The 20,584-nt window shown below is 58.4% G+C and carries 16 protein-coding genes and 1 other RNA gene; 8 read left to right on the top strand and 9 right to left on the bottom strand.

Going from position 1 to position 20,584, the window contains the following annotated elements; all coding sequences use genetic code 11:
* Positions 1-45 precede the first annotated feature (45 nt).
* The 4 genes from PROAA_RS07790 (at position 46) to PROAA_RS07775 (ending at position 4,028) form a co-directional block, all read left to right on the top strand.
* Positions 46-1,365, top strand: coding sequence for a DEAD/DEAH box helicase (locus tag PROAA_RS07790; protein ID WP_186410802.1), 1,320 nt, complete (start codon positions 46-48; stop codon positions 1,363-1,365).
* A 61-nt stretch (positions 1,366-1,426) separates the two neighbouring features.
* Positions 1,427-2,224: a TIGR04283 family arsenosugar biosynthesis glycosyltransferase gene (locus PROAA_RS07785; protein WP_186410801.1), complete on the top strand. Its 798-nt coding sequence runs from the start codon at positions 1,427-1,429 to the stop codon at positions 2,222-2,224.
* A gap of 13 nt (positions 2,225-2,237) precedes the next feature.
* Positions 2,238-2,861: a TIGR04282 family arsenosugar biosynthesis glycosyltransferase gene (locus PROAA_RS07780; RefSeq protein WP_186410800.1), complete on the top strand. Its 624-nt coding sequence runs from the start codon at positions 2,238-2,240 to the stop codon at positions 2,859-2,861.
* A 60-nt stretch (positions 2,862-2,921) separates the two neighbouring features.
* Positions 2,922-4,028: an FAD-dependent oxidoreductase gene (locus PROAA_RS07775; protein WP_186410799.1), complete on the top strand. Its 1,107-nt coding sequence runs from the start codon at positions 2,922-2,924 to the stop codon at positions 4,026-4,028.
* Positions 4,029-4,047: 19 nt separating this feature from the next.
* On the opposite strand, the gene ffs is transcribed toward PROAA_RS07775, so the two are convergent.
* From ffs to PROAA_RS07740, 7 genes are all read right to left on the bottom strand, one after another.
* An RNA gene (gene ffs, locus PROAA_RS07770) (signal recognition particle sRNA small type) lies at positions 4,048-4,146 on the bottom strand.
* A gap of 113 nt (positions 4,147-4,259) precedes the next feature.
* Entirely contained in the window at positions 4,260-4,868 is a 609-nt protein-coding gene (locus PROAA_RS07765) for an ABC-type transport auxiliary lipoprotein family protein (protein ID WP_186410798.1), read from the bottom strand.
* Positions 4,865-5,803, bottom strand: a complete 939-nt coding sequence (locus tag PROAA_RS07760) for an MlaD family protein (RefSeq protein WP_186410797.1) — start codon at positions 5,801-5,803, stop codon at positions 4,865-4,867. The genes PROAA_RS07765 and PROAA_RS07760 overlap by 4 nt, the downstream gene beginning before the upstream one ends.
* A 2-nt stretch (positions 5,804-5,805) precedes the next feature.
* A complete protein-coding gene (locus PROAA_RS07755; protein ID WP_186410796.1) occupies positions 5,806-6,618 on the bottom strand; it encodes an ABC transporter ATP-binding protein in 813 nt (270 codons plus the stop codon).
* A complete protein-coding gene (locus PROAA_RS07750; protein ID WP_245664207.1) occupies positions 6,618-7,739 on the bottom strand; it encodes an ABC transporter permease in 1,122 nt (373 codons plus the stop codon). The genes PROAA_RS07755 and PROAA_RS07750 overlap by 1 nt, the downstream gene beginning before the upstream one ends.
* Positions 7,740-7,744: 5 nt before the next feature.
* On the bottom strand, positions 7,745-9,265 hold the full coding sequence (gene ppx / locus PROAA_RS07745) for an exopolyphosphatase (protein ID WP_186410795.1): 1,521 nt from the start codon (positions 9,263-9,265) through the stop codon (positions 7,745-7,747).
* Between the two features lie 89 nt (positions 9,266-9,354).
* Positions 9,355-10,296, bottom strand: coding sequence for a transporter (locus tag PROAA_RS07740; RefSeq protein WP_222102156.1), 942 nt, complete (start codon positions 10,294-10,296; stop codon positions 9,355-9,357).
* Positions 10,297-10,492: 196 nt separating this feature from the next.
* On the opposite strand from PROAA_RS07740, the gene ppk1 reads away from it, so the two are divergent.
* The 4 genes from ppk1 to PROAA_RS07720 all read left to right on the top strand — a co-directional run bounded on the left by ppk1 (position 10,493) and on the right by PROAA_RS07720 (position 16,604).
* Positions 10,493-12,610, top strand: a complete 2,118-nt coding sequence (gene ppk1, locus PROAA_RS07735) for a polyphosphate kinase 1 (RefSeq protein WP_186410794.1) — start codon at positions 10,493-10,495, stop codon at positions 12,608-12,610.
* A 36-nt stretch (positions 12,611-12,646) separates the two neighbouring features.
* Positions 12,647-13,561, top strand: coding sequence for a fructosamine kinase family protein (locus PROAA_RS07730; RefSeq protein WP_186410793.1), 915 nt, complete (start codon positions 12,647-12,649; stop codon positions 13,559-13,561).
* A gap of 163 nt (positions 13,562-13,724) precedes the next feature.
* Positions 13,725-14,480: a polyphosphate--glucose phosphotransferase gene (gene ppgK, locus PROAA_RS07725; RefSeq protein ID WP_186410792.1), complete on the top strand. Its 756-nt coding sequence runs from the start codon at positions 13,725-13,727 to the stop codon at positions 14,478-14,480.
* A gap of 102 nt (positions 14,481-14,582) precedes the next feature.
* Entirely contained in the window at positions 14,583-16,604 is a 2,022-nt protein-coding gene (locus tag PROAA_RS07720) for a methyl-accepting chemotaxis protein (protein ID WP_186410791.1), read from the top strand.
* 81 nt (positions 16,605-16,685) lie between these two features.
* Here PROAA_RS07720 and PROAA_RS07715 read toward each other — a convergent pair whose 3' ends face one another.
* Together PROAA_RS07715 and PROAA_RS07710 are read right to left on the bottom strand one after the other, a co-directional pair.
* Entirely contained in the window at positions 16,686-18,911 is a 2,226-nt protein-coding gene (locus PROAA_RS07715) for a RelA/SpoT family protein (protein WP_186410790.1), read from the bottom strand.
* A gap of 114 nt (positions 18,912-19,025) precedes the next feature.
* On the bottom strand, positions 19,026-20,480 hold the full coding sequence (locus PROAA_RS07710; RefSeq protein WP_245664206.1) for a GGDEF domain-containing protein: 1,455 nt from the start codon (positions 20,478-20,480) through the stop codon (positions 19,026-19,028).
* Positions 20,481-20,584 lie beyond the last annotated feature (104 nt).

The following is a 20,584-nucleotide window of genomic DNA, read 5'->3' as shown; positions in this document are numbered from 1 at the left end:
CCCCTTCGTTCCGCTCGCGAATGGCAGACGCCTGGAGTCCCCCGCATGAAATTTACCGAACTGGGTCTCGCACCCGAGATCCTTCGTTCCATTGCCGATCAAGGCTATGAAACCCCCACCCCGATTCAGGCTCAGGCAATTCCCGTCGTCCTTTCCGGGCGCGACCTGATGGCCTGTGCGCAAACAGGAACCGGCAAAACTGCCGGCTTTACCCTGCCCATTCTCAATCGATTGGCCGCCTCCAGGGTGAGCGGGCCGCGCAAGATCCGCGTGCTGATTCTGACACCGACACGCGAACTTGCAGCGCAGGTCGAAGAAAGTGTTCGAACGTACGGCGCACACCTGCCGTTCAAGTCACTCGTCATTTTTGGCGGGGTCGGTATGAACCCGCAGATTTCTGCACTCAGAAACGGCGTCGACATCCTCGTCGCGACACCCGGCCGTCTGCTCGATCACGCACAACAACGAAATGTCGACCTTTCGGGCGTCGAAGTGCTGGTACTCGACGAAGCCGATCGCATGCTTGACATGGGCTTCATACACGATATCAAACGCGTCATCGCGCTGGTCCCGAAGAAGCGGCAGAACCTGCTGTTTTCCGCGACTTTCTCCGATGAGATCCGCACCCTGGCCGGCGCCTTCCTGATTCAACCCGAATACGTAGAATCGGAACGTCGCAACACCGCACCCGAACTGGTCAAGCAGTTTGTCTACAAGGTTGACCGCGAACGCAAGCGCGATCTCCTCGTCGAGTTGATCCGTGACAAAGGCTGGTACCAGGTGCTCGTCTTCACGCGCACCAAATGGGGCGCCAACGGACTGGCCGACAAACTGCTCAAGGCAGGCATCGAGGCCGACGCAATTCACGGCAACAAAAGCCAGAATGCGCGTACACGGGCGCTCGCCAATTTCAAGAGCGGCAAACTGCACGTACTGGTTGCCACCGACATCGCGGCGCGTGGTATCGACATCGACGAATTGCCGCACGTCGTCAACTACGAGTTGCCCAACGTCGCTGAAGACTATGTGCATCGCATCGGACGTACCGGCCGCGCGGGCACCGAAGGTTCGGCCATCTCGCTGGTTTGTGTCGACGAACACAAGCTCTTGCACGACATCGAGCGTCTGCTCAAAAAACAGATCGAGGTGCTGGCGCAACCCGGCTATGAGCCCGATCCCAGCATCCGTGCCGAACCAATCCTGATGCGCTCGGCCGGGGCACGAGGCGGACAGCGTTCGCCGGGTGGCCGGCCGGGTGGAGGTGGTGGGCCGCGTGGAAACTCCCCAAAAGCCCCGGGCGGCCACCGCCCCGCGGCCGGCAAACCGGGTGGCGGTTCGCACCGTAGCGGCAGTCGACACCGCTAGAAGGGGATTTTGCCTCTCTGTCCCGAGACAGCCGGCTCAGGGAAAGCGCGGACGAACAGGCATGTGCGTATCCATTGACGTCCCGATCGGGACGTTCCAGACTTGGAGCCGTGATTCCAAGTCTGTCGGTCGCCAAATATCCCGAATCGCTGCCCCCGTGATTTCCGCGCCTCTCCTCTCGATCATCATCCCCGTGCTCAATGAAGCGGCTGGAATCGTATCGCAACTTGAGGCACTGCAAGCTTTACGCAACGCCGGAGCCATTCTGATTCTCGTCGACGGTGGCAGTAGCGACAATACGAAGGAACTGGCCAGGCCGCTGGTTGACCAGTTGATCGATTCGTCTCGTGGCCGCGCCGTGCAGATGAACACCGGTGCACAGGCCAGCAAGAGTGAGGTGCTGCTCTTCTTGCATGCCGACACGAGACTTCCTCCAGCAGCCGATGAGCATATCCGCGAAGCCATCGCCAGCGGTGCGCCGTGGGGGCGATTCGATATACGCATCGATGCGGCCCACCCCCTGTTACGTATCGTCGAACGGATGATGAACTGGCGTTCGCGTCTGACCGGAATTGCCACCGGCGATCAGGCCATTTTTGTCCGGCGAGACATATTCGAGGAAACTGGAGGCTATCCGGAACTGCCCCTGATGGAAGATATCGTCTTCACCACCCGATTGAAACAAATTGCGCCTCCCGCATGCCTGCGGCCGCGCGTAATCACTTCAGGACGGCGCTGGGAAAAGCACGGTGCTGCGCGCACCATCTTTCTGATGTGGCGTTTGCGCACCGAATTCTATTTCGGTGCTGACCCGGCCAAATTGGCTGCGCGCTACGGCTACACACACCAAGAAGTGTGAGCTGGGTGACCTGATGGACATTGCAGTTTTCGCCAAGGCACCGCAAGCGGGTGCCGCCAAAACAAGGCTGATACCCGCGCTGGGCGCTGCCGGTGCGGCCCGACTGCAACGTCAACTTACGCTGCAAGCATTGCGTTTGGCCCAGCACTTCTGCACTGGGCAAATGACGCTGTGGTGCTCACCCGATACGCATCATCATTTTTTCCAGGCTCTGCATACCCGCTTTGGATTAAGGCTATGTAGCCAATCGGGCACGCATCTTGGAACACGCATGTCGAACGCATTTGCTGCTCACGACGGCCCTTTGCTGCTCATCGGAACCGACTGCCCGGCGATGGAAACCGGACACCTCGTCACCGCGGCCAACGTGCTGTGCGAAGGTCACGACGCCGTCTTCATTCCGGCGGAGGATGGCGGCTATGTGCTTGTCGGGCTACGATGCCCGCAACCCCGCCTGTTTGAAAACATCGACTGGGGAAGCGCATCGGTCATGGCTCAGACACGCGAACGTCTGACAGAGCTCGACTTGCGCTGGGCGGAACCTGCTACCTTGTGGGATGTTGATCGCCCGTCCGATCTGGCACGTCTTGCCACACTTGAAGGCTTTTCCGACTTTGCGCAACGTCACAACAATTGATGGCAACACCAGCGAACGGCTCGAATCCGGTTCGTGCGACCTGCGCCGGAAGGCCCGGCCGTGAAGCGTCTGGCGCTCATCGGCGGCGGTCATGCGCATGTGCACGTTCTGGACGCATTCGCGCGGCAGCCGTTTCCCGATACCGAGGTCACGCTGATCTCACCCTATCCACGGCAAATCTATTCCGGTATGTTGCCTGGCTGGATCGCCGGCCACTACAGCATCGAGCAATGCGCAATCCCAATCGACCTTCTTGCCCGGCGCGCCGGTATCCGCTTTGTGCAGACCGCCTGTACAGATATTGACCTCGAATCGAAACAGGTGCGCTGCGCCAACGGTCAATTGATCCCGTTTGACCTTGTTTCCATCGACAGTGGTCCAACCGTCAATCTCGATCACACGCCGGGCGCATCGCTACGCGCACTACCCATCCGTCCTATCGAGGAGTTTGTCACTGAATGGCCCGACCTGCTGCAGCGCGCCCGCCTCCAGACCCCAGGCTTTCGGCAGGCCATCATCGGCGATGGCGCTGCGGGTACGGAACTGGCCTTTGCCATCGCGCATCGATTCTCTCGTGAAAAAATCGTGCATGCACGCATCACCCTGATTGGCGGCAACGATCGACCGCTATCGGGGCTACCGGCTGGTTTGCGCAACGAAGCCTTGTCCCTTCTCAAGCAACGCGGCATCGAGTACCTGCCCAATCGACGCGCGATCGAGTTCCTGCCTGAAGCAGTATACCTTTCAGATGACACGAAGATTGCCTGCGACGCCAGCCTGATCGTTACCGGCGCCGCCGCACCCGCGTGGCCTTCGCGCAGCGGCCTGGCCTGCGACAGCGATGGCTTTATCCGGGTCACTTCAACGCTGCAGAGCGGATCCCATCCCTGGGTGTTTGCCGCCGGTGACGTGGCAGCGTATGCCGATCCCCGGCCGAAATCCGGCGTATTCGCGGTCCGCGCCGGCCCCGTGCTCGCCAACAATCTGCGCGCAGCATGTGCGGGGACAGCACTTCAGATCTGGTCACCGCAAGTCAGGGCGCTGTATCTGATCAGCACCGGCAAGCGTCACGCGCTTGCCGCCTGGGGACCCTTGAGCACCAGCGGCAATTGGGTGTGGCGCTGGAAAGACCGGATAGATCACCGCTTCGTGCAACGATTCTCCTGATGCACCAATGAGAAAAGAAAGTGGCGAGCCTTACCCCCGGCACTCGCAGTAAATGGCTGTGGCTGCTTCCTTCCGGACCTGACCAGGTTCACCACCCTGCAATGCGGGGAGACCCGCCGTTGTGAATAGTATCATCAGTGTCGTAGCAATGCTGTCACAGATCGCCTGGCGCGTTCACTACTACAGGAATCACCTCGAAGCGGATTCGGCCAGACCGGATGTCAGGATCAATCATCGTGAGCGACAACCCGCGATCGCGTTGTCATTTTCCAGGCTGGCAAGCCAATCGACCAGTTGCTGACCGAGCTCTGTACCGGCCGCCACCAGCGCATTGACACCACCTTGCGCATCTGCGGTTGGCGCTGGTCTTTCGATGGCCACCTGCAACTCTTGAATAACCTGCCCTTGGGCGTCAATCAGGCTGACGCTGGCCTGCAACACCCCTCGGCTGCTCTGTGGCGAATCGAACACCTGCGAAAACTCCTGCAACTCTACCCTGAGCAGACAATTGGCCGCCGGACTTCCGCCCGCATTCACCGTACCGAGCTGCTGCTTCAGGCCCTGTGTCAACAGGGCGCTCGGGGGGCCGGCCCAGCGGCTCAAAGCGTATTCGCGGTGCCTTAGCGGATCATCATAGGCCAGTCGATAATCGACGTTGAGCGATTCGAACCAGACTGGAGACCTGACTTCAAGCGCCAGGCCTGGCCAGTTATCCTCGCCGACCAGTCGCGTGGCGGGCAATCCGAAGTCATATACGACGGAAGGCGAGGCATTTCTCGACCCGCCACCAACACAGGCGCTCACCAGCAACGCCAGCAACAACGTCAAAACGTTCTTCATGGTTGCCCCTTGGTAATTGCCGGCGCAATGAAGCCCGCTTCACCCGGGCCAGGAACAGCTTTCTGGCGGCCGAAAATCAGACTCTGCGGTGAATCTTCGAGCATCTGCAGTACACGGCCAAGCTGACGCGAATTCGTGGACAGCTCGGCGCTCAACTCGTTAACCCGCGGAATCAGCGCGCTGACACCCCCTGTTTCCGAATCGCCCAGAATCTTCTCAAGCTTTCCGCTTACCGACTGCAGACGAACGAGCAGCGCACGCGCTTCGGAAACAAGCGGTGTCGATTGAACGGCTGTTTCTTCGACACGTACCAGAGTGGAGTTGATCAATCGAATGTTTTCCGGTGTCAATAGCTGCTGCAACTGGCTGCTAATCACCTTGGCGTGAGCTGTGGTGTCTTCAAGATTGGACAGCGTTCGCGTAATGACCTGGCGATTTTCCGGACTCAAAAGCTGATTGACGCTGGCCAGAAAGTCGCGGGCATTGCGCAAGGTTTCGCCACCGACATCCGAGAGCTCTGCGACCAGTGAATCCTGCATCTGAATCGTGGCCAGCCCTTCGGAGCCTGGTTGCACAGGCGAAGCATCCTTCCCGGTATCTTCGAGGAGTACGTGAGCCAGTCCGGTCACACCCTGATAGCCAAGCTTGGCTGTCGTTCCCATGGTGACCGGAATGGTCTTCTTGATACGAATACGAATCAGCGTATTGCGTACATCATTCGGGTCGAGCTCAATCGCTTCCACCTTGCCCACATTGACGCCGCGATAGCGAACCTTCGCCTGCACGTTCAGCCCGGTGACATTCTTCGTAGTCAGTACCAGATACTCGTTGCTCGCCTCTTGCTCGCCTCCGAACCACTTCAGGGCTACAACGGCGGAAATCCCGAAGAACAGCATGAACAGACCAGCGATCAGGGCATGCGACCGATTTTCCATAGTTAAACGAACCCTTTTTTCATGACCGCCACCGCGTGCTCGGAACAAAAGAAATTGCGGATGAACGGGTGTTCGACCGCGAGCACTTCAGCCGGCGTACCACAGGCAATGATACGCTGCTCGGCGAGCACTGCCATGCGCGTTGCCAGAGCCGCCAGTGTATCGAGATCGTGGGTGACCATCACGACGGTGAACCCCAGATCTTTCTGCAGGATTCCAAGCAGCTTGACAAAGTTGTCGGCAAGATCCGGATCGAGACCGGCCGTCGGTTCGTCAAGCACCAGCAGCTCGGGCTCAAGCGACAAGGCGCGGGCCAAAGCCACCCGCTTGACCATTCCTCCCGACAGTTCGGCCGGCATCAACAGCCCGTGCCGTTGTTCAAGCTCGACCATGCCGAGCTTGAGAAAGACCAGATCGCGGATCATGTCCTCGTCGAGCACTCGCAACTCGCGCATGGGAAAGGCGATGTTGTCATAGACGGAGAGCGCGGAAAACAACGCACCCTGTTGAAAGAGCATGCCGAACCGGCGGCGCACACTTCGGCGAATCATGGGATCGGCATCGAGCACCGAATGCCCGAAGAGGCTGACCGAACCCGTGTCCGGCGCCAGAAGACCGACGATCTCTCGCAGCAACGTCGTCTTCCCGCTCCCGGAGCCGCCGACGAGACCAAGAATCTGCCCCGACTCGACATCAAGATCAATCTCGCGATGAACCACGGTGTCACCAAAACGCGTGCTCACCCCGCGAATCTGAACAACGGGGATACTCGCCGAAGCGTGTTCTGAAGTGCTGGCCGGGACGTTCAAGACCATCACGCCCCTCCCGGCAACCCGATACCGCGGGTCAAGATTGCAAAAATGGCATCGCAAACAATCACGACGGTGATTGCCGTAACTACCGCTGTTGTTGTTTTCGATGACAGGCTTTCTGTATTCGGACGCACATGCAGGCCGAAATGACAAGCGATCAGCGCGACCAGAATGCCAAAACAGAAACCCTTGCCGATGCCGATCCAGACGTTGGCGACCGGGACTGCCCTGGGTAGTTCCTCGATGAAATAGCCATAGGCCAGATCCATTTCCAGATTGGCTGAAACCATGCCGCCCAAAATGCCTGCCGCCGAACACCAGATCACCAGGAGCGGCATGGCAATCGAAAGTGCCACCACCTTGGGCAAGACAAGTCGCAAACTGCGCGAGATTCCCATTGTGGCCAAGGCATCGATTTCCTCGGTCACCCGCATCACGCCGATCTGCGCGGTCATCGCTGAGCCGGAACGTCCCGCCACCAGAACGGCGACGATCACCGGCCCCAGTTCGCGAATAATACTGATGCCAAGCAGATTGACGATGAAGACATCGGCACCAAAGGCTTTAAGCTGCAAGGAGGTCAGATAGGAGATCACGACGCCGATGAGAAAACCGACCAGCCCTGTCACCGGAAGTGCCTGAGCACCACTCTTATAGAGATTGGCCGAAATCTCGCGCCAGGGAATATCGTGTGGATGCGAAAACAGAAAGATCAAGTCAAGAATCAACTGTCCGATCAGCGTCACGATGTCGCGCAGGTTCTTGCCCATGGCCAGAGCCATTCGCCCCAGCACAAGCACCCCGAACAGGCTGCCCATCGGATGGCCCGTCTCGAAATCAGTACGAACGGCTGCGGCCCGCTCGAGAACTGATCGCTGTTGTGCTGAAATGGCAAGAGATTCTGGCCAGTGCCGCCCCCAGGCGCGCCAGAGTAGAATTGCGCCGACGCTGTCAATGCGTTGAATGGCTTGCAGGTTCCAGCTGCAATTGCTTGCCGCCAGCGCCTGCAATCGAGCTTCAAGCCCGGCAATCGGCATTGGCAATGTCGTGAGCGTCCAGTCGCCGGAGAGCGTTACCTGAAGCTGCCCTTCGCGCTCACGGGTATCGATCGTGGCGTCAGGCACTCAAATCACTCCTGCAAGACACACAGGTCCTGAGGCTTGATCCGGAAAGCCAGGCCAACGCGTTTCCAAGTCGGTGTTTCGTCGTCCAGCGCTGCTGAACTCAGGGGATTGGCCAGCAGCCAGTCGGCGGGGAGTTCGATCTGGAACCCGGTATCCGACTGTTTGACCAGGATCTCCGGCAACGACTGATCGTCTCGTGAACGGTGCAGCAATGTAGCCAGTCGAAGACAGAAAACAAGTCGCCAATTGGAATCCACCGCCGACGCTGACGGAAGCTTCTCCAGCTTGCCGCGTTGCCCGAGAATCAATAGCGCCAAGCGTTCCTGATCCTTTTTGGAGAATCCGGGCATGTCGGCAAAACTCACGATGTAGGATCCGTGCTTGTGGTAGCCACCATGCGCAACAGATATCCCGATTTCATGCAACGCCACGGCCCAGCGAAGAAAGCGGACTTCACTCTCGTTTTCCGGCAGGTCGACGTCGATCAACTGTCCAAGTAGTTGGAGCGCGGTACATTCGACCCGCGCGGCCTGGCGCATATCGACCTGATAGCGTTGCATGAACTGCTTCACCGTCGCATCCCGCATATCCTGCCGATGAAAGCGCCCCAGCAGATCGTAGAGTACACCGAGGCGCAAGGCGCCTTCGGAATAGGTCATGCGCTCGATCCCCAGTTCGGAAAAGATCGCCGACATGATCGCCAGGCCGCCGGCAAACACCGGAATGCGGTCGTTGCTCAGCCCGTCAAGCTTCAGATCTGCCGCCGAACCGGCGCGAATGAGAAGTCCGCGCAGCTTGGACAGACCTTCGCGGGTAATGCCGCTGGTTCCGTTGACTCCGCCGGCATTGAGTCCGTTGGATTCGAGCAGATCGGCAATAGCGCGCGCAGTCCCCGACGATCCGACCGCCTCGGTCCAGCCGACGCGGCGATAGTCCTGGGTGATCGACTGTATTTCGCGACCCGCCGATACTTCGGCTTCGGCAAAACGCCTCTTGTCCACCTTGCCATCGGGGAAGAATCGCAGCGTATAGCTGACGCAGCCCATGAACAGCGACTCCACGGCCAGCGGATCGAACTTCTTGCCGATGATGAACTCGGTTGAGCCTCCTCCGATATCAACGACCAAGCGCTTGTGCTTTACGATCGGCAGCGCGTGAGCGGCGCCGATATAAATCAGGCGGGCTTCCTCACGCCCGCCGATCACTTCAATCGGAAACCCGAGCGCGGCCTCGGCCTGAGGAATGAATGCTTTGGCGTTCTTGGCCACGCGCAGGGTATTGGTCGCGACCACGCGCACAGCATCGGACTGAAAGCCCCGCAAACGCTCGCCAAATCGACTCAAGGTATCGAGCGCGCGCTGCTGCGCGGCTTCATCCAACATCTTTTCCTTGGTCAGCCCCGAAGCCAGCCGAACCGGTTCCTTTAACGTATCGAGTGGGTAGATTTGATCCTCAACAACGCGACCCACCTGCATTCGGAAACTGTTGGAGCCAAGATCCACCGCCGCGATCTGTTCATAACCCATAATCCGTACTCCCTGTCTTCCATTGTTTTTTTGTATGGGAGAATTCTATCATTGCGCCCGTCACACGATGGGCCGCACGAGGCGGTGCGTCAGAACCCGGGTGCCCAGCGATACTGCCAAGCAATTCCAAACAGATTGTAGTTGTTGTCGGTGCGTGCCGACACCCCGCTGCTCGCGTAGAGCTTGATCGAGTGGTGAGCATCTATCGGGAAAGCCAGCGTGCCGCCCAGGCGCCAGTTCTGTTGCAGATCGCTACTCTCCGTACCGTCGATTGTCGTGCGCCCGCCAGCGAAGTAGGTGGCATCCAGAGAGCCCCAGACACCGGCGTTGAAGGCGTATATCGCGTGGCCTTGCAGCGAATACAAGGCCTTTTGCGAACGCGTCTTGCCGCCGAAGAAATCGGTGTTGTCGGAAAAGAACGTGGCGCCAGCCTGCAGCTCGCCCGTCCAGTCTCCGACGGCTTTGGAGAAGCCAATCTCGGGTTTGAAAGACCAGCGGTTGGTGCTGAGGTTGACCAACTTGCTTGAATCGTACTGCCCGGTGGGTGCGGTAATCTGCAGGCTGGCGCCGATGATCAGGTCCTGTTTGTAATTCCTGAATTCCTTGAGCGAAAGCGCCGGCGCACCGTACAAGTTGATGGATAGCTTGGAGCTCATATCGGAATAGCCGTTGATGTTGCGCTCCACGGTTTGCCCCGACAACACCGCCGTACCCTCCGCCGTGCCGGAGAGCGAAGTGTAGGGCAGGATCACGTTGATCTTGCCCGACTGCCCCCACAGGTCGAACACATGGGCATAGGCGGCAACAGCGTTTGAGGTTTCGATATTTGCGTTCCTGATGGGCAGCGTACCGGAGGGCAAATCGCCATCCGTATAGGCGTATCCGGCAATAAAGAAATTCATTCCAATCGGCGCGTTGGAATACGCGCGTGGCTCGATTTCCTGCGCCTGCGTGCTGGTGAACATGCTGATCGCCCATGCTGCGGTGGCAAGAATTCGCAGCATGACGCGGCGCGGTTGAAGCGTTGTCATTGAGCTCATGTGGAACGGGAAACGAGTCGCAAAGGAGAAAACAAACTCGAGCATGAGGATGTATTTTCGCAGTTATTGCGATGCATGTGGTTCTGGGTTTGCTTGTGTATCACTTACAGATATGTTTCAGTGATCTACTTGAACGTAACCCAATCGTCGCCTTGCATCACTCACCCATTCCTGGTTCAATGAAAGCATGACTTATCCTCCTGATATTGCGCACGCCAGCGGGACCCGCTTCCCTTCTGAAAACTTCCTGAACCGCGAACTGGGCATCCTGGCATTCAATCGGCGGGTGCTTTCACAGGCCAGAAATCCGCTCGTCCCATTGCTTGAACGACTGCGATTTCTGTGCATCGTCAGCAGCAATCTTGACGAATTCTTCGAAATCCGTGTGGCTGGCCTCAAGGAGCAGGTCAAGCTGAATTCCGTAGCCGTTACCACGGACGGATTGACGGCGCGTGCGGCCTACCGTCTGGTCAGTGACGAAACACATTCGCTGGTTGAGGAAAAGTACGCCCTGCTCAACGACGAGATCCTTCCCAAACTGGCCGAGGAAGGCATTGTCTTCCTGCGGCGCTCGGCATGGACCGTCGAACAACGCGAGTGGATCAAGGACTATTTTTTCCGCGAAGTCATGCCGGTCCTGACCCCGATCGGTCTTGATCCATCGCATCCCTTCCCGCGCGTACTTAACAAGAGTCTCAATTTTGCCGTCGAACTCAAGGGCAAGGATGCCTTCGGCCGCAGCTCCGGAGCAGCAATCGTCCAGGCCCCCCGAGTCCTGCCGCGCGTCATCCGGCTACCACGTGAACTGTGCGATTGCGCGTACGGCTTTGTGTTCTTCTCGTCGGTCCTGCATGCCTTCGTCGGTGAGCTGTTTGCCGGCATGAACGTCCTGGGCTGTTACCAGTTTCGTGTCACGCGCAACAGCAATCTCTTCGTCGATGAAGAAGAAGTGAAAAACCTGCGCGCAAAGATTCAGGGCGAACTGCCGCAGCGGCACTTCGGCGATGGCGTACGGCTGGAGGTTGCCGACATCTGCTCGGATGCCATGGCCGAGTTTCTCCTCTCCCAGTTCAATCTGGGAGCCACCGATCTTTACCGTGTTCCGGGACCGGTCAATCTGGTGCGTCTGATGCAGGTGCCGGACTGGGTGGAACGAACCGACCTCAAGTTCACGCCGTTCAGGCCGGGTTTCCCGAAATCGTTGCACAAAGGGAATTCCATCTTTGACGATATCCGCGCCGGCGATACCCTGTTGCACCATCCCTACCAGAGTTTCTCACCGGTAATTTCGCTGCTCGAACTGGCCGCAAGCGACCCGCAGGTTGCAGCCATCAAGATGACGGTGTACCGCACCGGGACCGATTCCGTATTGATGAAGTCATTGATTCTTGCTGCGCAAAACGGCAAGGAAGTCACGGTGATCCTCGAACTGATGGCGCGTTTTGATGAGGAAGCGAATATCGGTTGGGCCACCAAGCTAGAACAGGTCGGCGCCCATGTCATTTATGGCGTCGTCGGCTATAAAACCCACGCCAAGATGCTGTTGATTGTTCGCCGGGAAGAAGGGAAGACCGGCAGCATGTTGCGTCGCTACGTGCATCTGGGAACCGGAAATTACCACCCGAAGACCGCCCGTCTCTATTCAGACTTCGGACTGCTTACCTGCAATGAAGAAATCGGTGACGATGTCAATGAAGTATTCAAGCAGCTCACCGGACTCGGGCTGGCCCAATCTCTGAAGCATCTCTGGCAGGCTCCTTTTTCCTTGCAGCAGAACCTGCTGTCCGCAATTCAGCAAGAGGCCGAGGCCGCGCGTTCCGGAGGGCGTTCGCGCATCATCGCCAAGATGAATTCGCTGCTCGAACCAGGGATCATCAGCGCGCTTTATGAGGCATCGCAGGCCGGAGTGAAAATCGACCTGGTCGTTCGTGGCGTTTGCGCTTTGCGGCCGGGAATCAAGGGACTGTCGGAGAATATTCGGGTTCGTTCAATCATCGGCCGGCTGCTCGAACACCATCGGGTATTCTATTTCTACGCCAGCGGCGCGGAGAAGGTTTACCTGTCAAGCGCCGACTGGATGGAGCGAAACTTCTTTCGCCGCATCGAACTCGCCTTCCCGATACTTGACAAGAAGCTCAAGCGTCGCGTGATTACCGAAGGATTGCAGATCTATTTCGCCGACAATCAGCAGGCCTGGGAAATGGACGCCAACGGCAGCTATCGACTGCGCCGCTGCGCGCGCGGCAAACCGCGCTGCGCGCAAAGCGAGTTAATCGAACTGCTCAAACCCAGAGAACCTTCGTGATGCACTGACTACGCAGCAGACCGAAACGGGAGTCCGATGAGCTTTCATGACGATGCGCTCGATGATAGTCTGACCCATGCCTTGAACGCGGCAATCGGCGATTACCTTGGGGCACCCTGCCGGATTGATCAGGCACAATCCGTTGGCGGCGGTTCGATCTCCCGTACCCTCATTGTGCGGACCGGCAATACGCGCTGGTTTGTCAAGCTCAACCGTGCGAAACTGCATGACATGTTTGCGGCCGAAGCGGACGGCCTGAGCGCGCTGGGTGTTTGCCCGGCCTTGCGCGTGCCGCGCGTCGTTGCGCATGGTGTCAGCGGCCGGCAAACCTACCTCGTCCTCGAACACCTGAGCCTGCGCTCCCTGGGCGACGGCCCGGCAGGCCAGAACGCAGGGCGCGCGCTGGCCACCCTGCATCGCGTCAAGGGCGAAGAATTCGGCTGGCATCGCGACAACTTCATCGGCAGCACGCCACAGCTCAACGCCAGCCACCACACCTGGCCTCTGTTCTTCGCACAGCAACGGCTCAAGCCACAACTCGATCTGGCGAAACAGAATGGACACAAAGGAAGAATCATCACCGACGGTGAGCGTCTGCTTGAGAAGCTTCCCGCACTGTTCGTGAACTATCAGCCGAGCATCAGCCTGCTGCACGGCGATTTGTGGCGCGGAAACGCCGGGCTGGATGAATCAGGCAAACTGGCACTGTACGATCCAGCGGTGTATTACGGCGATCGCGAAACCGATCTGGCAATGGCAGAACTGTTTGGCGGATTCCCGGCAGGTTTCTATTCAGCCTATCGTGAATCCTGGCCGCTGGCCGACGGGCATGAACAACGCAAGACGCTGTACAAGCTTTATCACGTCCTGAACCACCTCAACCTTTTCGGTAGCGGCTACCTGCACCAATCCAAAGGCATGATCGACCAGCTTCTGGCAGAGCTTGGCTGAAACCAATCGATCGTCATCGGCGTCCCGTCTTTGACGAAGATTCGGTCCATCGGAAACTTCGCCTGTTTTGGGAATCAGTGCCGCGTCCGCCCACGCCAAATGCACTCAAGACACACAAGATAGGCTAGCATTGGCCCGGAACAATTTCGAGTGGAGTCATAGCGTGCATATTCTGGGCATAGATGTAGGTGGAACGGGAATCAAGGCAGCCGTCGTAGACACAACAACTGGCAAGCTGCTCACTGAGAGAACCCGGACGGCAACGCCCCAACCGGCAACGCCCAAGGCCATCGGTAAAGCGCTGAAAACCATTTTGGAACAACATCAGTGGTCGAAGGAACCAATCGGCATGGGCTTTCCTGCCGCCATCCAGAAAGGGATAGCCCGCACAGCCGCGAATATCGACCCTTCCTTCATCGACTATCCGGTAGCGGAGTATTTTTCCAAGCAGACCGGTTGCACCGTTCACGTTGCGAATGACGCTGATGTTGCCGGTCTGGCCGAAATACGTTTCGGTGCAGGCAAGGGCTTTACCGGCGTCGTGCTGATCGTCACCATCGGCACCGGTCTGGGCACTGCCCTCTTCTCCAATGGTCACTTGCTGCCCAACACCGAACTCGGTCACGTAATGCTTGACAATGGTTTCGAGGCAGAACGATACGCTTCCGAATCGGTGCGCGTCTTGAACAATCTCAAATGGGGAGAATGGGGACCGCGCTTCAATCATTATCTCACCACCATGGAGAGCCTTCTCTGGCCCGACCTGATTGTACTGGGTGGCGGCATCAGCAGGGAACTGCACAAATTCGCACCGCTGATCACGACCAAGGCGCCGGTCATTGCCGCCGATTTTCTGAATCAGGCCGGTATCGTCGGTGCCGCGCTGTTTGCCGAGGAACAGTTGCGCCTCACCGCCTGATTGGGGTTGAAAATGGTATGGCCTGCTTGAGACTTGGCTTCGAAATGGCGCGACACTGCGCGGGCCGTTTGAAAAGCTTTGCACCGCCTGGAGAAGAATAAGATGAAGACCCTGTTTATCCCCGCTATCTCCCTGCTCAACCGCCTGGGCTATACGAAAAAATTTGCCATCATGGGGATACTCGCGCTAGTGGCGATCAGCATGCTGGCGATGAACCTTTACCACAGCCTGACCAGGGTCATCCACCGCTCGCAGCAAGAGCTTGTAGGAATCGAAATGATCAAGCCGATTGCCAGCCTGATGCAGCACCTGCAGGCGCATCGCGGGTTGTCCGCGGGTGTGCTAAATGGTGACGAGGAAATGGAGGAGCGGCGCGCGGCCAAGCAAAAAGCGGTCAGGGAAGCGGTCGGCATCCTGGCGGCCCGTCTCTCGGCACAACTGGCAGCAAGCGAAGCTTGGAAGGCGATCATGGGAGAATGGTCGTCGATCGAGGAAGATGGCCTCTCGTTGGTCGTGGGAGAGAATTTTGCGAGCCATACACGCTTGATCGGGCAGTTGCAGGTACTTCAGAGGGTGATCGCCGACCAATACGCCCTGACGAACGATCCGGACATCGACTCCCGCTATCTGATCGCTACAGTGGTTGATGAGATGCCCCTGGCGCTGGAAAGCATGGAGCAGTTGCGGGCGCTCGGGACGGGTGCACTCAGCCGCAAGCGGGAGCTGGTGATGTCGCAGCAGGTCGAGTTTACCGCGCTGCTGGCCAAACTCGACTTCTCGGTCGCCAGCCTGCGCCGCAACCTGGAAACGACGTCGCGCTACAACCCCGGCCTACAAGCCGTACTCGACACTGCGTCCAAGGACATGGGTGCAGCGGCCGAGAAATTCAACACACTGATCAACCAGGACATCCTCTCCGGGCGTTACGAGACGCTTCCGGCGGTCTACTTCGCGGTAACCACCGCGGCGATCGAGAAGGGGTACAAGGAAATGTTCGACAGTCTGCTGCCGAATCTCGAAAAACTGCTGCAGCAGCGGGTGGAGCTGGCACAACGTGACATGCAAATCAACATCGCAGTATCCGTTGTGATCCTCTTGCTTTACGTTTATGTGTCGATTGCCCTGTACTACGCAACGATCGGCAGCATCAATCGCCTTGCCGCGAACGCGCGGACTATCGCTACCGGCGATCTCAGCGTGTCCGTCGACCTTGGCACCCGTGACGAACTCAAACTTGTCGGCGACAGCCTGAACGAGATGACCGGAGCTTTCCGCTCGCTGATCCAGAATGTCCAGCGCAGCGCCGGCGAGGTTCATGAGGCGACGAAAAAGCTTGCTTCCGCATCGCTGCATATCACCCAGAGCAGCGATCAGCAAAATGACGCCGCTTCGACCATGGCGGCGGCGATCGAAGAGATGACAGTGGGAATCGAAAACCTGTCGGGCAACGCCCAGGATGCCAACAGGATTTCAGGTCGCGCCGGCGAATTGTCGGCCGATGGCAGCCGGATCGTCGGTGATGTGGTGCAGGAGATCGAGCGGATTTCCGAAGTGGTGAATCGTTCGGCGTCAATCATCACCGAGCTTGGCGCACGTTCCGAGCAGATCTCGGCCATCGTCAACGTGATCAAGGAAATTGCCGATCAGACCAACCTGCTGGCGCTGAACGCTGCCATCGAGGCCGCACGTGCCGGCGAATCGGGCCGCGGCTTTGCGGTGGTGGCCGACGAAGTGCGCAAGCTGGCCGAGCGCACCGCGCTGTCGACACAGGAAATATCGAACATGATTGGTGCCATTCAGAGCGGGTCACGCGATGCAGTGGAAAGCATGGCACTCGGCGTCAGCCGCGTCACCGCTGGCGTCGAGTTGGCTACGCAAGCAGGCGAATCGATTGGCGGGATTGGTGAGAATGCGCTGCAGGTGGTGGACAGAGTGGCTCATATCACGAATGCCCTGCACGAACAGAGCGTGGCCAGCGCCGAAATCGCCCAGAACGTCGAGAAGGTAGCCCGCATGGCCGAAGAGAACTGCGTCGCCGTCGCCGAAAATGCCGGTACGGCCGCCCATCTCGAACGTCTTTCGGAGAGTCTCGCCGCGGAGGTTCGCCGATTCAAGCTGGCTTGATTTCGACCGAGAGGTCGTCATCCCTTCCGGCCCGGCGGGGTGACCGCATGGAATTTTGAATGCGGAATGCGCAACTGGCGATCAGGCGCGCCTTGCGCTAATCACCCCATCGACCTCAAGCAATAACTCCAGCGTCCGCGCGAGCTGACCCAGGTCGCCGATCTCGCCTGTAAAGCTCATCCGCGCCATCCCCTGCTTCGAAAGCGTATTGACCGCGATGACGTTGATTTTCTCGCGCGTCAGAACTTCCGAAACGTCGCGCAACAAACCCTGCCGGTCATTGGCTTCAACAACGATATCGACGGCAAAAATCCCATCGGTCTGACTACCCCACCCGGTTTCGATTACGCGTTCCGGATGCATCGCTTCCATATTTGCCACGTTCGAACAATTGGCACGGTGAATAGACACACCCTTGCCACGCGTTACAAAGCCGACGATAGGGTCAGGCGGTGCCGGCTTGCAACAGTCGGCAATCTGGGTCAGCAACTTATCTACGCCGACGATTAGAATACCTTTCTCGGCCCCATTGCCGGCCTTGCTCTTGCGTATCGATACATCCTTTGCAATCGGAGCAACATTCTGCGCAGCGTTACCGTGCACCGCCGTTTGCAACTGACGCAGGCTCAATTCGGCGCGGGCCACCGCAACGAAAAGATCGTCGCTCTTGGCAAAACCCAGTCTGGCTGCAAGCTCATCGAGCTTGGTGCCCGCCTCGCCCATTCGCTGCAGTTCGCGGGTGACCGTTGCCCGCCCGTCGGTCAGGGTTTGCTCAAGGGCTCGCGAGGAGAACCATAGCCGCACCTTGGCCCTGGCGCGCTGGGTATTCAGATAGCCGAGCAGGGAATTGAGCCAGTCACGCGACGGCCCGCCCTGCTTGGTGACGATGATCTCGACCTTCTGACCGGTTTCGAGCGGCGTATTGAGCGAGACCATCACGCCATCGACCTTGGCTCCCCGGCAACGATGGCCAAGGTCAGTGTGTACGCGGTAGGCAAAATCAACAGGCGTCGAACCGCGCGGCAAGTCGACGACGCGACCCTGCGGTGTCATGACGTAAATCATCTCGTCGAACGCCGCTTCCTTGTAGTGCTTGACCCAGTCCGGCGAATCGGTAACCTCTTCCTTCCACGTCAGAAGCTGGCGCAGCCAGGCAATCTTGTCATCGTAGCCACTGTCGGAGGATTGTTTCTTGCCCTCCTTGTAGCGCCAGTGCGCCGCCACGCCAAGCTCTGAATGCTCATGCATGTCGCGGGTGCGGATCTGCACCTCGAGCGAGCGCCCATCCGGACAATACACGGCGGTATGCAGCGAACGGTAGTCGTTGTCTTTCGGTTGCGAAATGTAATCGTCGAATTCCTTGGGAATCGGCGACCAGATGTTGTGAACGATACCCAGTGCGGTATAGCAGTCCTTCACTTCATCGACGATGACCCGCAGTGCGCGCACATCATAGACTTCGGAAAACTCGACGCTTTTTTTCCGCATCTTGTTCCAGATGCTGAAAATATGCTTCGGCCGGCCGTAAATTTCGGCCTTCTTGATGCCTACCGTGGCCAGCTCACGCTTCAAGCTGGCAATAGCGTCGGTGATGAAATGCTCACGCTCGCCGCGCGTTTGATCGAGTTGATCGGCAATCTTCTTGTAGAGATCAGGATGCAGAAAGCGGAACGATAGATCCTCCAGTTCCCATTTCAGCTCCCACACGCCAAGACGATTCGCCAGCGGCGAATAGAGATCCAGTGTTTCGCGCGCCACCTGAACCCGCAGCTCGTCATATTCGGCCGCGTAGTAGCGCAGGGTCTGGGTACGCGACGCCAGCCTGAGCAGCACGACGCGAATGTCTTCGACCATTGCCAGCAACATCTTGCGCAGGATTTCGACCTGCGCCTTGACTTCAACCGGATCCCGACCGTCGTTTTCCAGTGAATACGCGACGAAGCCACGCGCTATCGGGCGCAAGCTGTTCAGGCGCGAAATGCCACCCACCAGATGCGCGGCAGCCGCGCCGAAGCGCTCATCGACCTGCGCGATTCCCTCCGCATCGTAGGTGGGTACGGCAAAGAGCAGGCCCGCGATACGGCAGTCGGCATCCAGTTTCAGGCCGGCCAGGATGAGCGCCATGCCCAATGCGTGGTGCCAGACGCCTTCGCCGCTCCCCAGATTGAGTTCGCCATAGACCGACTGGGCAAACTCGGCGGCACGACGGATCTTCTCTTTCTCTCCGCCAGACATGCCGACACACAAGGTCTGCAAGGAGTGCTTGAAATCGCTCTGGGCGTCGACGGAATGAACAACGGAAACCATGACCTTATTATATGATTCGCACCCGGCAGCTTGTGATCGTCGCTTGGCAACTGACGACATGCCTTCCGGTTGATCGTCAGTCCTTTACCGCTTTTGGCTTGAAATTCGGGCCCGTCAAGGCCCGCTCGGAGGTTCGACGATAACCACGCAGTTCTTGCCACGCCGTTTGGCTTGATACATGCCGTCGTCGGCGCGGCAGAACAAGCTCTTGGTATCGTCCCCCGGTTGAAACTGCGTCACGCCAATGCTGACCGTCGAACGAAGGACCGTTCCGTCCGGCATCTCGAACTGCCGGTCGCCAAACTGCTTTCGAACGCGCTCGGCCAGCTTGGCGCCGTCCCGAACCATCACTTCAGGCATCAGAATCGCAAATTCCTCGCCGCCATAGCGGTAGGCGGAATCGGTACTACGCAGCGACAACCGGATGACTTCGGCCAAACCGACCAGCACCCGGTCTCCTTCCGAGTGACCGTAGGTATCGTTTATGGCCTTGAAATTGTCCACGTCCGCGATGAGCAACGTCAATGGACGCCGGTAACGTTCGGCCCGCTCGATCTCCTTGCCAACCATGGCGCTGAAGTGGCGCGTATTGTAAAGCTGGGTCATTGCATCGGTGATGCTCAACTCCCGGTAACGTTCCTCGCTCCTGCGCAGGGATTCTTCTGCCAGGCGGCGTTCGGTGACGTCCTGCATCGTTTCGATGGCGCCGATGAGCTCGCCATTGCTGCTGATGAGCGGCGCAGCCGTCAGATAGAGCCACTTTTCTTCACCCCTGTCGTTTTTCCAGTTGGCCTCGGTTTCGTACGCGCCTTTGATCAGCGTAGACTGGCGCAGGTCACCACAGAAGTAGCGGTGGAAATCGTCTTCGATCTTTCCCTCCAGCACCAGATCAGAGAGGAAGGGCCTGCCTTCCGGACTTGGCGGCCGCCAGTGGTCGCGGGTTACCATCGCGCTTTCGGCCTGCTGGCCGGTCAGGGCCTCGCACGCCTTGTTCCAGTGGATAATCTGGTGCTCCTGGTCGATGACGACGGTAGCGACCGTCGTGCTCTGGAGAATCTGCGCCAGCAGTGCCTCCCGATCGCGGAGCGCGGCCTCCGCCTTGCGCCGCTCGGTGAAATCCTGCAGGGTTTCGATCGCACCGACCACGTTACCTTCCGCATCGCGGATCGGCGCGGCAGTGAAAAACAGCCAGCACCCGCCGTTGCCAAAATCGGGGAAGAAATCCTCCGCTTCGCAGGCACCCGGAATCAGCGTTGAGGGGTGAAATTTTTCCTGGTAGAAGTAGCGCAAGTCGGCCTCGTTCATGCCGTCGAGAATCAGGTCGGCCATCACCGGGCGCTTGGTCGGATAAAAGGCGCGCCACTGATCGCTTGTGCCGATCAGGCTCGCCGCAGGAATCCCGGTCAGCACCTCGCAGGCCTTGTTCCAACTGACGACCCGATGATTCATGTCGAGCACAAAGGTCGCGACCGGGTTGCCGTCGATGAATCCGGCCGTATTGGGGTCAAGCGTCGTCATCGTGTTGCCAGTCGGCTCCGCTGCAGAAAATGGATCGGCAGATTTTATCATCTGTTATCGGTGGCTTAGCGATACCAACCGGCAAGAAATTGTGACGCATGACGTTTCCAAGCTACAACCCGAATCGAGTCTCGAAAAGACACCCCTATTTCTAG

Source organism: Candidatus Propionivibrio aalborgensis, from assembly GCF_900089945.1.
In the GTDB taxonomy this organism is placed as follows: Bacteria; Pseudomonadota; Gammaproteobacteria; order Burkholderiales; family Rhodocyclaceae; genus Propionivibrio; species Propionivibrio aalborgensis.
The sequence above is the reverse complement of the archived record's forward strand: the minus strand, read 5'-3'. Positions and strand labels throughout refer to the sequence as shown.